The sequence below is a fragment of the Planctomycetia bacterium genome (assembly GCA_034440135.1).
Taxonomy (GTDB): domain Bacteria; phylum Planctomycetota; class Planctomycetia; order Pirellulales; family JALHLM01; genus JALHLM01.
The window spans coordinates 17321-31263 of record JAWXBP010000505.1; the positions used below are offsets into that span (position 1 = coordinate 17321).

Consider the following 13943-nt stretch of genomic DNA (forward strand, 5'->3'; position numbering starts at 1 on the left):
TTCGACGTACGTTTCGCTTCCGCAACCGTGCCTGAACTAGCGAACTTCAGTCTCGTGGCGCTTTCTCGAAAAACTCGATCGTGTTCCTGTATTTGTGCTCAACTCCAAATGGAATCTCATAGGCTCCCAGCAAGCCAAGAAGCCACGCCAATTCCTTCCCTTCAAGGCACCCGCTCGGACGAAGCGAACGAACATAACATGCTTTCGGCCAGTTTACCGCATAGAGCCTTTGCGGCCCGCCCTTACATGGAATCTCGGCCTCAAACAAAAGAAAATCCGGTTGTTTGGCACCGATGTCACTCGATACATGCTTGCGAATTACGATTGATGCCTTGGGCGTCGCAATGGCCCCGATTAGCTCAGGCTTTTCATACCACGTTGCGGCGTCCGTCACGGCCTTTCCCATGATCAGATTATGTCGGTCGCTTGCAATGTATTTGCCGATTGAGAACGCACCTCGAAGAAATACGGCTCTTGAAAGGCAGAATGACACCAGACGCCGCACGATTGTTGCAAATCCCTTGATCGCCTCATAGATTTCTTCGTCTTTTGCCTCTAATGCAACTATGATCGTATCGTTGAATGTAAACAATTTCGGCAAGAAGATACCGCGGGCTGCCGATTGATCGCTTGCCTTTGCGTCGACGACTTGGCGAAGGTCGTCTTGAAGCTCGACGAAGGATCGAATCTGGTCATCGTCGAAGTTCTTGACGCCAAGTGCGTCGAAGACTCCGACGATGCCGAACGATTGCTCAACTTCCATGGATCTGCCCTTCTTACTCATTCGCGCCAACTCCCTCCAGCACCACCAGCGGTTCTCCATTCGCCGCCATCTTCCGAATATCTTCCGTGATCTTCATCGAGCAGTATTTCGGGCCGCACATGCTGCAGAAGTGGGCGCTTTTGAACGTGTCTTGCGGGAGGGTTTCGTCGTGCATCCGCCGGGCGGTTTCTGGGTCCAGCGAGAGGCGGAATTGTTCGTTCCAGTCGAAGGCGAACCGGGCGCGGCTCAGGGCGTCGTCGCGGTCGCGGGCGCCGGGGCGTTGGCGGGCGAGGTCGGCGGCGTGGGCTGCGATCTTGTAGGCGATTACGCCTTGTTTCACGTCGTCGATCTCCGGCAGGCCGAGATGTTCCTTCGGCGTGACGTAGCAGAGCATCGCCGCGCCGCTCCAGCCGGCTAACGCGGCGCCGATGGCGCTGGTGATGTGGTCGTAGCCGGGGGCGATGTCGGTGACGAGCGGGCCGAGCACGTAGAACGGCGCGCCTTGGCAGATGTCGATCTGGCGCTTGATGTTCATCTCGATCTCGTGCATCGGGATATGCCCGGGGCCTTCGACCATGACTTGCGTGCCTTTGGCCCAGCCTTTCTTGGTGAGCTCGCCGAGGACGTCGAGCTCGGCAAATTGCGCGGCGTCGCTGGCGTCGGCGATGCTGCCGGGGCGGAGGCCGTCGCCGAGGCTCCAGGTGACGTCGTACTCGCGCATGATGTCGCAGAGGTCTTCGAAGTGCGTGTACAGTGGATTCTGTTGTCGATGGGCCATCATCCACTTGGCCATCAGCGAACCGCCGCGGCTGACGATGCCGGTGACGCGCTGCATGGTGAGATGCAGGTGTTCGAGCATGACGCCGCAATGGACGGTCATGTAATCGACGCCTTGCTTGGCCTGATGCTCAACCATGTCGAGGAAATGCTGCGGCCGCATGTCCTCGATATTGCCGCCGAGTTGTTCGAGCATCTGGTAGATCGGCACCGTGCCGATGGGGACCGGCGAGGCGTCGATGATCGCCTGGCGGATGCGATCGATGTCCTTGCCCGTGGAGAGGTCCATCACCGTGTCGGCGCCGAAGTGCACCGCGGTGTGGAGCTTGTCCAACTCCGTTTCGCGATTGCTGGTCACCGCCGAGTTGCCGATGTTGGCATTGATCTTGCAACTCGAGGCGACGCCGATGCACATCGGCTCCAGCTTCTTCTGCAAGTGAACTTTGTTGGCCGGAATCACCATCCGTCCGGCGGCGACTTCATCGCGAATCAACTCCGGCGCCAGTTGCTCGCGCTGGGCGACGAATTCCATCTCCGAAGTAATCTGCCCTGCCCGGGCGGCGAGAAGCTGAGTCATCATGGGCACCTTTGAAAACGGCCGACGGAGGAACAACGTCTATTGCGTGGAATCACCACGGAGGCACGGAGAACACGGAGGGGAGGAGAAAGTTGTTTTGAACCGCAGAGGCGCTGAGAGAGGAGTGGGGAAATTTGAATTCCTAAATTCGAATGTCGAATCAAATTTGAAACTCGAATGCCGAATGACTTGATTCGTCGACGACGACGAAGGTTGGTCGTCGAGCATTCAACAATGAATGCATTCAGATTTCGTCATTCAAATCTGATTCGACATTCCAATTTAGAAATTCAGAATTCCTCTCCGCGTCTCAGCGCCTCCGCGGTTCAAAAAAGCATTCCCCTCACTCTTCCCCTCCGAGTTCTCCGTGCCCTCCGTGGTGAATCCTCGGAGTTGACTCGTCAGCCAGGGTTGTTGGACGTAACTGTAAGTCTCGATTCATCTTAGCGGTGGAGCACTAAGTGTCAATCATGCTCGGCGGCGCTGGCGTCTTGGGCCAGGGATGCGGCCAGATAGCGACCGGTGATGGACTCTTTTGCCTGGGCGACGGCTTCCGGCGTGCCCGTGGCGACGATGCGGCCGCCAGACTCGGCGGCTTCGGGGCCGAGGTCGATGATGTGGTCGGCGGCGCGGATCACGGCCAGGTTATGCTCGACGACGATCAGCGAGTGGTCGGCATCGAGGAGCGCCGTGAAGCAATCGAGCAGTTGGACGATGTCGGCGAAGTGCAGCCCGGTGGTTGGCTCGTCGAGCAGAAACAGACAGCGGCCGCGGCGCTTCGCGCTCAAGTATCCGGCGAGTTTGAGACGCTGTGCCTCGCCGCCGGACAGCGTGTTGGCCGGCTGGCCGAGGCAGATGTAATCGAGCCCGACGTCCATTAGGCGTTTGAGTTTCGTCTGCGCTTTCTTCTGGCCGCGGAAGAACGTGAAGGCCTCGCGGACGGTCATTTCCAAGACGTCGGCGATGTCGCGGCCGCGGTATTTGATCTCCAGCACTTCGCGCCGATATCGCCGCCCGTGACATTGCGGGCATTTCATGTAGACGTCGGCCAGGAACTGCATGTCGACGGCGAGATGGCCGTCCCCTTCGCAAGTGGCGCAGCGGCCGTCGGCGGAGTTGAAGCTGAAATGGCTGGCCGTGTAATTGCGCAATTTGGCGTCGCCGGTGGCGGCGAAGGCGGCGCGGATCTCATCGAAGGCCTTGACGTAGGTCACCGGGTTCGAGCGCGGCGAGCGGCCGATGGGGCTTTGATCGACGAGTTGGCAATCATCGAGCTGCCCGTCGCCTTGCAAGTCGGTGAATTCGAGCGGTTTCGGCGCGTCGAGGCCGAGTCGGCGGCGCACCGCGGGATACAGCGTGTCTTCGATTAGAGTGCTCTTGCCGGATCCGCTGACGCCCGTGACGACGCAGAGGACGCCGAGCGGAAATTCGACGGAGACGTTCTGCAGATTGTGCCCCAGCGCGCCGGTGAGGCGAATCCAGCCATGGTTCGGTTCGCGCCGACGTGACGGCGTGCTGATCAGGCGGCGACCAGCCAAGTAATCACCGGTCAGACTGTTTGGCGCTTTGAGAATTTCCTCCGGCGTCCCTTGAAAGACAAGCTGCCCGCCGCGTTGCCCGGCGCTCGGACCGATCTCGACGAGTTGGTCCGCGGCTTGAATGAACTGTTCGTCATGTTCGACCACGACGACCGTGTTGCCGCGATTGCGCAGACCTTGGACGGAATGCACGAGCCGCTCGGTATCGCGTGGATGCAGTCCGATCGACGGTTCGTCCAGCACATACAGCATGTTGACCAAACTCGAACCGAGCGCCGCCGTGAGCGCCACGCGCTGGGCCTCGCCGCCGCTGAGCGTGCGCAACGTGCGATCGAGGGTGAGATAGCCCAGTCCAACGGCGGCCAGATAGCCCAGCCGCGCGCGGAGTGGCTCGAGCATCACGCGGGCGATCTTGCGTTCCTCGGTGGACAGTTGCAGCGCGTCGAGGAACGCGATGGCGTCGTGCACCTTCAGCGTCAAGACATCGGCGACGTTCTTCCCCGCGATGCGCACCGCCAATGCTTCCGGCCGAAGGCGCGCGCCATGGCACGCCGGGCAGGGCTGATAACTGCGCCACCGGCTCAGAAATACGCGGAGGTGCATCTTGTACTTACGGCGCTCCAGCCACTGGAAGAAACCTCGCAGGCCGCCGAAGTTACGCTCGGGTACGCCGTCATAGACGAGTTGGCGCTGGCGCTCATCAAGTTGACTGTAGGGAACGTCGACGGGAATGCCGTAGTCCTTCGACAGCGCCAGCAGTTCTTCCAACTCGTGCGCGTACGATGGGGTGTTCCACGGGGCGATCGCGCCTTGGCGTAGTGTCTTCTCCGGATTCGGGATCACTAGGTCCAGGTCGATTGAGACGATGTTGCCAAAGCCTTCACACGTCGGACAGGCGCCTTCCGGGTGATTGAAGCTGAGCAGCCGCGGGTCCGGCTCGGGATAGTCGCGTGCGCAGTGATCGCAGCGGAAGCGGTTGCTGTAGGCGGTGCGCTGCCAGGACTGTCCGTCGAGCAAATACGAAGACGTGGGTGCCACTGGCGGCTTGTCCGCCAGTGTTGGGCCATCCTGAACTGTTGATCGCTCGTCAGCACTGGCGGTCAAGCCGCCAGTGGCACCCGTCCAGATGTGGCAGATGCCGCCGTGACGGAAAGCGGTTTCGAGGGAGTCGCGCGTGCGCTCGGCAGCAGCGACGGTGGTGAGGCGATCGACGACGACATGCACGCGACCGTCACGCGGCGGGCGTTCTGGCGGCGCATCGGCGAGATTGATCGTGCGATCGTCCCAGATCACGCGGGCGAACCCGGATTCTTGGAGCGTGGCAATGGTGGCCGAAACTTCCGACGCAGTGAGGGAGGCTATCGGATACGTGACGAGGAACCGCGTCCCAGCTTCAAGCCGCGCGAGTTCGTCGGCCACGCTCTGGGAAGAGTCACGTCGCACTTCGCGTCCGCATGTGATGCAATACACACGACCCAGTCGGGCGAACAGCAACCGCAAATAATCGTTGGCCTCGGTGGTGGTGGCCACGGTCGAGCGGCTCGATCGATTGGGCGCGCGCTGCTCGACGGCGATGGCCGGAGGAATCCCGTCGATGCGTTCCGCGGCTGGCTTTTCGATCCGCTCCAAGAATTGCCGCGTGTAGGCGGAAAAACTCTCGATGTACCGCCGCTGACCTTCGGCGTAGAGCGTATCGAACGCCAGGCTGCTCTTGCCGGACCCACTGACGCCGCAAAGGACAATCAACTTGCGGTGCGGCAGGTCGAGGTCCAGATGCTTCAGATTATGCACCTCCACGCCGCGCAGTTGGATCAGGCGTGGAACGGCCATGGTCGGGATTCGCTCAGTAGTCGATGCAGGGATGTCGCGAATCCGGTATTTTATCTCGGTGTGGCAAACTGTAGGAGGCGTCTCCGACGCCGATGGAGTTGACGCGGATACGCGCAAATGGCCGCAAATGCGTTCGCTCCATCGGCGTCGGAGACGCCTCCCACAGGCCTGGCTATTGCCCTACTTCTGCGGAAATCATAGTCTCGAACGGTAAGCCTATCGCTCCATCGCGTGCGTCATGACTCGTCAGAAAGCACCATCACGACCCCGCGCCCGACGAAGCTTGGGCTCGATTACTTCCGAGGTTCAGCGACCGACGTAGCGCGCAATTTGATCGGCAAGGTGCTCGTGCGGCGCGGGGAGGGATTGCGATTGCGAGCCCGGATCACCGAGACCGAGGCGTATCTTGGTCCACAGGATTTGGCGTCCCATTCTTCGCGCGGGCGGACGCGACGGACGGAGACGATGTTCGGGCCGCCGGGCAGAGCGTATGTCTATTTGATCTACGGTATCTACGACATGCTGAACGTCGTCGTCGGCACGGAAGGCGAGGCGCACGCGGTGCTGATTCGCGCCGCGGTTCCCCTTGATGGCTGGCAAGCGAAGCTCACGGGGCCGGGTTTGCTGGCCCGCGGCTTCCGCGTCACGCGCGCCGAGAACGGGGTCACGGTCACCGGCAAAGAGCTGTATTTCCAAAACTTGCCCGGCTATCGCCCGAGCATCGCGATCACGCCGCGGATCGGCATCGACTACGCGAAGGAATGGAAAGATGTGCCGCTGCGGTATATCGATGAGCAAGTGATCTCTCAACGGCGCCCGCGGTAGCCGAGGTCTGCGACGTCGGCCGGAGAACGCGCGGATATCACGCCACGCGCCGATCTGCAATCGACGTCCGCTCCACCGCCCTCACAGAGGGCGGCTACAGTCGGATTAGAACATCGTCGCCTTTCGCTCCGCGAGAGTGCGTTTCCTTTCGCGGAGCGAAAGGAGACTGTGATACGTCGTTCGCCCTTACCCGCCCATCTTCGGAAACATGTCGCGGACCATCGTGATCGCGGCCGGGCCGACGAGCACCACGAAGATGCCGGGGAAGATGAACAACACCAGCGGGAAGATCAATTTCACCGCCGTCTTGGCGGCTTTTTCTTCCGCGAGTTGCCGGCGACGCGTGCGCATCGAATCGCTCTGCACGCGGAGGGCCAGTGCGATGCTGGAGCCGAATTTGTCGGCCTGAATCAGAATTGCAGCCAACGCGCGGACGTCGTCCACGCCGGTGCGAATGCCCAACTCATGCAGCACCGTGGAGCGCTGACGCCCCATTTGCAGTTGCAGATTCGACAAGGCGAATTCATCGGAAATGACGCGGTACGTTTTCTTCATTTCCTCGGACACCTTCCGCATGGCCTGGTCGAGGCCGAGGCCGGCTTCCACGCAAACCACCATCAGATCGAGGGCGTCCGGCAGGCCGAGGAAGATGTTCTGCTTGCGGCCGCGGATCATCCACCACAGCACCACCTCCGGGAGGAAGAACAGGCCGCCGGCGGCGAGGATCACGTACATCACGGATTGTTGCGTGACGCCAACGCCGAGCAAGCTGCCGGAGCCGAGCACCAGGCCGGTGATCAGCCCGACGAATTTCATACTCAGAAAGACCGTCGGCGCCGCTTCGCTGCGGAAGCCGCCGTTGGAGAGCTTGGTCTTCAGCTTGTTGACTTCCAGCTCGGTCTTGGGCTGGAGCGACTTGGCCAGCGCGGGCGCGGCCTTCTCCAGGACCTTGCTCATCGCGTCCTGCTTTTTGCCGCCGACCGCCTCGGAGCGCTTCCGCGCGCCGGGGTTCTTGATTTCATCCAGGCGCTCCGACGCGCGCGATTGTCCGCGCGCAACGCGGTCGAGCACCAGCCAAGCGCAGGCGGCGAATAGGCCGAAGATCGCGAACGGCAGCAACTTCTCGAAGCTGACCAGGCCCGAGGCCAACAGGAAACTCATATCACACCTTGATGTTGATGATCTTGCGGATGACGAGGGCGCCAACAACCTGCAGCACACAGGCGCCCGCGAGCATTTGGTTGCCCATCGGGTCGGTGAACAGCACCATCACGTATTCTTGATTCAATCGATAGACCGCCGCGAACAACACCGGCGGCAACGCCAGCAGCACGATACCGGACAAACGGCCTTCGCCGGTGAGGGCCTGCACCTGACCCCAAATCTTGAAACGTTCGCGGATCAAGTGGCCGATCTTATCGAGGATTTCCGCTAAGTCACCGCCCGTCTGCCGTTGCAAAATGACGGCCGTGGCGAAGAACTTGAGGTCCAGGTTCGGCACGCGGTCCGTCAAGCTGTTGAGCGCTTGTTCCATCGGAATGCCGAGGTTCTGTTCTTCAAAAACGCGCCCGAACTCAATATTGATCGGCGCGGTCATTTCGTCCGCGACCAGCCGGAACCCGGCGCCCAAGCTATGTCCGGCGCGCAACGCGCGGCCGAGAAGCTCCAAGGCATCGGGCAGTTGCTTGGCAAAGGCTTTCATGCGGCGGCTGCGCCGGAAAATCAGCCACATGAGCGGCAGTGCGCTCATCATGATGCCGACCAGCGGCGCGAAGGCGATGTTGATGCCGGTAAAGGCGGTGATCGCGGCGGCCGTGAGTCCAATGCCGGCGGAGGACGCAAAGAACGTCGCCGGAGTCATTTTCGTGTCGGCTTGCTCGAACAATAACTGCAACGACGCGATGCGAGCGACGATGCGTTCGAACAGCCCGAGCCCGCCGTCGAGCGGTCGGGTCAGCACGCTTTCCTGGGCCAGCATGTCTTTCGCCATGTTGGCCGTGGTGAGTCCGGTCAGGACGTCGAGCCGCCCTTCCAGTTTTTCGTCGCCTCCTCCGCGCAGAATCATGGCGACCGCGCCGACCAGGCACGAAACGGCCACGAAGGCGGCCAAGGAAATCATCAGCGGACTCATCTCAGGTGCTCCGAAGTTCTGGTAGCGCCAAAGCGCTGCTCATGCGACTTTCAACTTCTTGACGCTTAGCATTCCATCATCACGCGTTGCCGGAAAGCGCTGGCGGGCAATCGCACGCCGGCGGATTCCAGCCGATCCATGAACGTGGGACGAATTCCGGTGGCCTCGAAATAGCCGAAGGCCTTGCCGTTTTCGTCGATGCCCTTCTGCACGAAGTGATAAATGTCTTGCATCACGATCGTATCCTGCTCCATGCCGACGATCTCGGTGATGTGCGTGATCCGGCGCGGTCCGCCTTGCAAGCGGTTCGCCTGAATGATCAGGTCGACGGCGCTGGCGATCTGCTGGCGCATGGCCTTGAGCGGCAACTCGAAGCCGGCCATCGTGATCATGGTTTCGATACGCGCGATGCCGTCGCGCGGCGTGTTGGCGTGGATCGTGGTGAGCGAACCTTCGTGGCCGGTGTTCATGGCCTGCAGCATGTCGAGCGTTTCCGGTCCGCGGCATTCGCCGATGATGATCCGCTCGGGCCGCATACGCAAACAGTTGCGGACCAGATCGGTCGCCGTGATCGCGCCTTTGCCTTCAATGTTCGGCGGGCGCGTTTCCAGGCGGACTACGTGTTCCTGCTGCAACTGCAATTCGGCCGCGTCTTCAATGGTCACGATGCGGTCGGTGTTCGAAATGAAGCTCGACAGCGTGTTCAACAGCGTCGTCTTGCCGGAACCGGTGCCGCCGGAGATGACCATGTTCAGCCGGGCCTTGATGGCGCCTTCCAGCAGCATCACCATCTCAGGCGTGAACGCTTTGTAGTTCAGCAAGTCTTCCAGCTTGAGCGGATTGGCGCCGAAGCGACGAATGGAAACGCTCGCGCCGTCCAAGGCCAGCGGCGGAATAATCGCGTTTACGCGGGAACCGTCCTGCAATCGGGCGTCGACCATCGGGCAAGTTTCGTCCACGCGCCGTCCGACCTTCGACACGATGCGATCGATAATCTGCATCAAGTGATCGTTGTCGCGGAACTGGACATTGGTCTTTTCCATCTTGCCGCGACGTTCGACATAGATGTTCTTCGGACCGTTGATCAGAATGTCGCTGATCGTCGCGTCTTTCAGCAGCAATTCCAACGGGCCGAGACCGAACGTCTCGTCGAGCACCTCGTCAATCAATCGCTCGCGCTCCGCGCGATTGAGCAGCGTGTCTTCGCTGTCGCAGAGATGTTCGACGACGAGGCGGATCTCGCGACGCAACACGTCGCCAGCCAATTCGCCCACGCGCGTTAAGTCGAGCTTGTCGACCAACTTGCCGTGGATGCGGCGCTTCAAGTCCTCAAACTCGGCTTCCTTGGACTTCTCGCCTGGGCGGGTGGGCAACGCGGGACTCTTCGCCATGGCAGCCTGCTCATTTGCTAGAGGGTATCAGCCAGCTCATTTCCTGCGAAAGCATAGCTTACGTGTCAGGAAAAGCCGGTCTGAGCGGCAGGGCTTCGCACGCTCGGATTGGCAATCCCGTTAAATCGCGACATGCGCAGTACAACCGCTAGAGCCGGAAGCGTTGATGCGCGGAGCGCAGCGGCAAAATCGCTGCTTTGGATCGCGCTCCAGGCGCTGACGCTTCCGGCTCTATGGATTAGGCTGGTGACGCCGCCTATTCGTCCACTTCGCCACCCATCGCAGCCCGCTATGCCGCACTTCACCGTTTCGCAACTGACCGACTACGCGACCGCGCTGCTCCGCGCTGGGGGACTGGATGAAGCGGAGGCGCAGTCAGTGGCCAGGAGCCTTGTCGATGCGAACCTGCGCGGGCATGACTCGCATGGCGTGATGCGGATTCCGTATTACTTGGACCAAGTAGCGAAAGGCGAACTTGTCCCCGCTGCGGAGTTTTCTGTTCAACGCGAAACACCGGTGATCATCGTCGCCGACGGCAACTGGGGATTCGGCCGCACGCAGGCCGGCAGCTTGCTGGAACGCTTGATCGCAAAAGCCCGGGTCGCCGGCGTAGCTGTCGGAACCCTCGTGCAGTGCGGTCACATCGGCCGGCTCGGTGAGTATTGCGAAATCGCCGCGGCGTCGGGACTCGTTGCGCAGGTCATGGTCAACACGCATGGCAACGCGCGGCGCGTCGCGCCTCCCGGCGGAACGGACCCGCGCCTGGGCACCAACCCGATCGCCTTCGGCGTGCCGAATGGCCGCGAGCCGCTGATCCTCGACTTCGGCACCAGCGCCACGGCCGAAGGGAAAGTGCGCGTGAAGCGCATCGCCGAGCAGTCCTGTCCCGAGGGCTGGTTGCTCGACAGCCAAGGTCGCGCGACCTGCGATCCGGCCACGCTCTATGGCAATCCGCCAGGGACGATTCGCCCCTTCGGCGGCGATCAAGCCTATAAAGGTTTTGGATTGGGGCTGATGGTGGAACTGCTCTCCGGCGCCCTCTCCGGCGGTCCGTGCATTCGCGAGACGCCGGTCACGCAGCTTGGAAACTGTGTGTTCATGCAACTCTTCGATCCCGCGCAGTTTGGCGGCGCGGAGCACTTTGCCCGCGAAGTGCATGACCTGGCCACGTTCGTACGCGGCTGCCCGTTGGCGGACGGCGTCGAGTCGATCACGCTCCCGGGCGATCCGGAGCGCGCGGCCTTGGCGCAGCGGTTGACGCATGGCATCCCGATCGATGACGGCAACTGGCGGCAACTCGTGGAGCGCGGGAATTCGCTCGGAATCGCGCCGCCGGCGCTTGCATAACGCCCCGGGGGCGGTGCATGATAGCGGCGCAAGTAGTCTTTTCATTGAGCCAGGAGCGTTGGCGACCGGAGGGGAGTCGCGCGCCAGAACCTCCGGTCGCTGACGCTCCCGGTTCAATGATCGCTGTTCGACATTGGCGCTCTGGAGTGCAATCATGTCCGTCTTGTCGCGTCGCTGGATTCCGTGGCTTGCGTTGATCGTATTGGGGCTGAGTCGCGCCGTTGCCGAGGGCGCGGAACCGTTGCCGGTGATTTCTGACGTCGAGGCGCAACCGCTATTCGCCCAGGCGCGCCGCGTGGCGGAAACGCTCACGCTGTTGGGCGCGCCCCTTTCCGCCGAGCAACAACAGGCGCTCGACACGGCGTACGCCGCGCCGGATGCCGCGGAAGGAGTCGCCGCGGTGCAGCAAGTGCTCGATCCGCTGTGCCTGGCCGTGGTGAACGTCAATCCCGAGAGCCGCGTGAAGGTGGCGGAAGGTCCCGCGCCAAAGACGCTTGAGGAGCAGGGCTGGCGATTGTTTCTGGTCAAGGTCGTGAATGAAGCTGGCGTGACCGCGCCGTTGCGCGTGACAAGTCCGAACGCCGCGCCGCTTTACAAACGTTCCACCGGCAGCGCCAGCCCGGAGATTGCCGTCAAACCGCAAGACGTGCCCGAACGCTGGCTGGATGTCGCGCTGCACGAAACGCAGCCGCTCAATAAGAATCTCTCCGGCTTGAAGCTCGAATACCGCGTGTTGCAGCTCTATAGCCGCAACGTCGGGCGGCAAGAGGCCAAGCTCGCGTTCGACGTCGGCCAGGGGACGCAGGACCTGGGCTTTCGCAACGAGTTGAACCTCCTCTTCAATTCCGAGCCGGCCGTCGAAGTCGTATTGGAAGTGCTCGACGTCGATGGCACGCCGACGACCGGGCAGTTTGTGTTCCGCGACACGCAGGGGCGGATCTACCCTTCAATGACGCGGCGGCTCGCGCCGGATTTCTTCTTTCATGAGCAGATCTATCGCCACAGCGGCGAGTCGGTCCATCTGCCGCCGGGCAAGTATCACGTCACCTACACGCGCGGCCCCGAGTACATGATCGAGGAGCGCGAGATCGAGGTGCCGGACGCGATTTCGCATCGCGAGAGTTTCCGCCTGCACCGCTGGATTCACCTGGCCAACCTCGGCTGGTATTCGGGCGATCACCACGTTCACGCGGCGGGCTGCGCGCACTACGAATCGCCGGCTGAAGGCGTCCAGCCGGTCGATATGATGCGGCACATCCTCGGCGAGGACTTGAACGTCGGCTGCGTGCTCTCCTGGGGGCCGTGCTGGTATTTTCAGAAGCAGTATTTCGACGGCCAGGTGCATTCCTTGTCCACGGAGGACTACTTGATGCGCTATGACGTCGAGGTCTCCGGCTTCCCCAGTTCGCACGCAGGGCATCTCTGCTTGCTGCGGCTCACGGAGGACGACTATCCCGGCACGACGCTGATCGAGGAATGGCCCAGCTGGGACCTGCCGGTCCTGAAGTGGGGCAAGGAACAAGGGGGCGTCGTCGGCTTCTCGCATTCCGGTTGGGGACTGGCCGTGAGCGCCACGTCGCTGCCAACGTTCGAGATGCCGCCATTCGACGGCATCGGCGCGAACGAGTACATCGTTGACGTCGTGCATGACGCGTGCGATTTCATCTCCGCCGTCGATACGCCCAGTGTCTGGGAACTCAACATCTGGTATCACACGCTCAACTGCGGGTACCAATGCCGGATCAGCGGCGAGACTGATTTTCCCTGCATCTACGGCGAACGCGTCGGCCTGGGGCGCGCCTACGTCAAGCTGTCGAAGGGTAAACCCGTCAACTATGACGAATGGGTGATGGGCATTAAGGACGGCCGCAGCTATTGCAGCGATGGCCTGACGCATCTGCCGAATTTTCGTGTGAACGACCTCGGCGTCGGCGAAGCCGGCGACGGCGGTCGCGCCAGCGTATTGTCGGTGAAGTCAGGCGACCCGCTCAAGGTCCGCGTCGAATTCGCAGGCCTCCTCGCCGAACAACCGCGCGAGGACATCCGCAGCCGCCCGTTGGAACAACAACCGTACTGGCACATCGAACGTTCACGGATCGGCGACACGCGTACGGTGCCGGTTGAGTTAATCGTCAACGGCGAAAGCGTCGCAAAGCGCGAGATGGACGCGGACGGGCGAATCCGCGAAGTGGATTTCGATTACACGCTCACACAATCCAGTTGGGTCGCAGTCCGCGTGTTTCCCGCCGCGCATACGAACCCGGTATTCGTCGAAGTCGACGGCAAACCGATTCGCGCCAGCCGCAAAAGCGCCCAATGGTGCCTGGAGGCGGTCGATCGTTGCTGGGGCGCCAAGTCCCCATCCATCCGCGACAGCGAACGCGCCGACGCCGAAGCAGCGTACGACGTGGCGAGGGAGGCATATCGAAAGATTTTGGAAGAATCAACGGCGGATTGAACGTGAATTGTTTTAGGCCCGGCGATTGTACAGAGCTCGCGGATTGTATTGAGCCCCGCAGGGGCGGCAGAAAATAGCCAGGAGTGACAACCCCTGGAACCGCGCGACGATCAATTGACAGAGCCCCATCGGGGCGACACAACATTGAAATGTGTCGCCCCGATGGGGCTATTTACATTCGCTTGTCTCTGATCCCCAGGGGTTTGCACCCTCATCCTTACCCACATTTTTGTCGGTTTTCCGCGTATTGCATGACGATCGCGAGTTTGTTGAAGCCGTGCCAGATGGTTTGCCAGCCGGGTTCGC

Annotated in this window: 9 protein-coding genes; 3 read left to right on the forward strand and 6 right to left on the reverse strand. The window is 61.5% G+C overall.

From position 1 onward, the window contains the following. Nucleotides 1-46 precede the first annotated feature (46 nt). From SGJ19_28755 to uvrA, 3 genes are all read right to left on the reverse strand, one after another. Complete coding sequence (locus SGJ19_28755) at nt 47-763, reverse strand: hypothetical protein (GenBank protein MDZ4784257.1); 717 nt, start codon at nt 761-763, stop codon at nt 47-49. Nucleotides 764-776: 13 nt separating this feature from the next. Beyond that, nucleotides 777-2117 (reverse strand): phosphomethylpyrimidine synthase ThiC, encoded by a 1341-nt coding sequence (gene thiC, locus SGJ19_28760; protein ID MDZ4784258.1) that lies wholly within the window; start codon nt 2115-2117, stop codon nt 777-779. Nucleotides 2118-2581: 464 nt separating this feature from the next. Then, the gene (gene uvrA / locus SGJ19_28765) at nt 2582-5485 is read right to left on the reverse strand and encodes an excinuclease ABC subunit UvrA (GenBank protein ID MDZ4784259.1); all 2904 of its coding nucleotides are present in this window, start codon (nt 5483-5485) and stop codon (nt 2582-2584) included. Nucleotides 5486-5716: 231 nt separating this feature from the next. Here uvrA and SGJ19_28770 point away from each other — a divergent pair, with 231 nt between their 5' ends. Then, entirely contained in the window at nt 5717-6310 is a 594-nt protein-coding gene (locus SGJ19_28770; GenBank protein ID MDZ4784260.1) for a DNA-3-methyladenine glycosylase, read from the forward strand. Nucleotides 6311-6496: 186 nt separating this feature from the next. Here SGJ19_28770 and SGJ19_28775 read toward each other — a convergent pair whose 3' ends face one another. The 3 genes from SGJ19_28775 to SGJ19_28785 all read right to left on the reverse strand — a co-directional run bounded on the left by SGJ19_28775 (nt 6497) and on the right by SGJ19_28785 (nt 9832). Continuing rightward, nucleotides 6497-7471 (reverse strand): type II secretion system F family protein, encoded by a 975-nt coding sequence (locus tag SGJ19_28775; GenBank protein MDZ4784261.1) that lies wholly within the window; start codon nt 7469-7471, stop codon nt 6497-6499. A 1-nt stretch (nt 7472) separates the two neighbouring features. Next, nucleotides 7473-8441 carry a type II secretion system F family protein gene (locus SGJ19_28780; protein ID MDZ4784262.1) on the reverse strand — a complete coding sequence of 323 codons (969 nt, stop codon included), beginning with the start codon at nt 8439-8441 and terminating at the stop codon, nt 7473-7475. 65 nt (nt 8442-8506) lie between these two features. Beyond that, nucleotides 8507-9832, reverse strand: a complete 1326-nt coding sequence (locus SGJ19_28785) for a CpaF family protein (GenBank protein ID MDZ4784263.1) — start codon at nt 9830-9832, stop codon at nt 8507-8509. A 291-nt stretch (nt 9833-10123) separates the two neighbouring features. On the opposite strand from SGJ19_28785, the gene SGJ19_28790 reads away from it, so the two are divergent. Then, complete coding sequence (locus tag SGJ19_28790; GenBank protein ID MDZ4784264.1) at nt 10124-11179, forward strand: Ldh family oxidoreductase; 1056 nt, start codon at nt 10124-10126, stop codon at nt 11177-11179. 154 nt (nt 11180-11333) lie between these two features. Next, nucleotides 11334-13637, forward strand: coding sequence for a CehA/McbA family metallohydrolase (locus SGJ19_28795; protein ID MDZ4784265.1), 2304 nt, complete (start codon nt 11334-11336; stop codon nt 13635-13637). The last annotated feature ends 306 nt before the right edge of the window (nt 13638-13943 follow it).

Excerpts from the sequence above, each read along its gene's own strand:
- thiC (MDZ4784258.1), bottom strand. The coding sequence starts at position 2,117 with ATGACTCAGCTTCTCGCCGCCCGGGCAGGGCAGATTACTTCGGAGATG.
- SGJ19_28780 (MDZ4784262.1), bottom strand. The coding sequence starts at position 8,441 with ATGAGTCCGCTGATGATTTCCTTGGCCGCCTTCGTGGCCGTTTCGTGC.
- SGJ19_28755 (MDZ4784257.1), bottom strand. The coding sequence starts at position 763 with ATGGAAGTTGAGCAATCGTTCGGCATCGTCGGAGTCTTCGACGCACTT.
- SGJ19_28785 (MDZ4784263.1), bottom strand. The coding sequence starts at position 9,832 with ATGGCGAAGAGTCCCGCGTTGCCCACCCGCCCAGGCGAGAAGTCCAAG.
- SGJ19_28795 (MDZ4784265.1), top strand. The coding sequence starts at position 11,334 with ATGTCCGTCTTGTCGCGTCGCTGGATTCCGTGGCTTGCGTTGATCGTA.
- SGJ19_28775 (MDZ4784261.1), bottom strand. The coding sequence starts at position 7,471 with ATGAGTTTCCTGTTGGCCTCGGGCCTGGTCAGCTTCGAGAAGTTGCTG.
- SGJ19_28790 (MDZ4784264.1), top strand. The coding sequence starts at position 10,124 with ATGCCGCACTTCACCGTTTCGCAACTGACCGACTACGCGACCGCGCTG.
- uvrA (MDZ4784259.1), bottom strand. The coding sequence starts at position 5,485 with ATGGCCGTTCCACGCCTGATCCAACTGCGCGGCGTGGAGGTGCATAAT.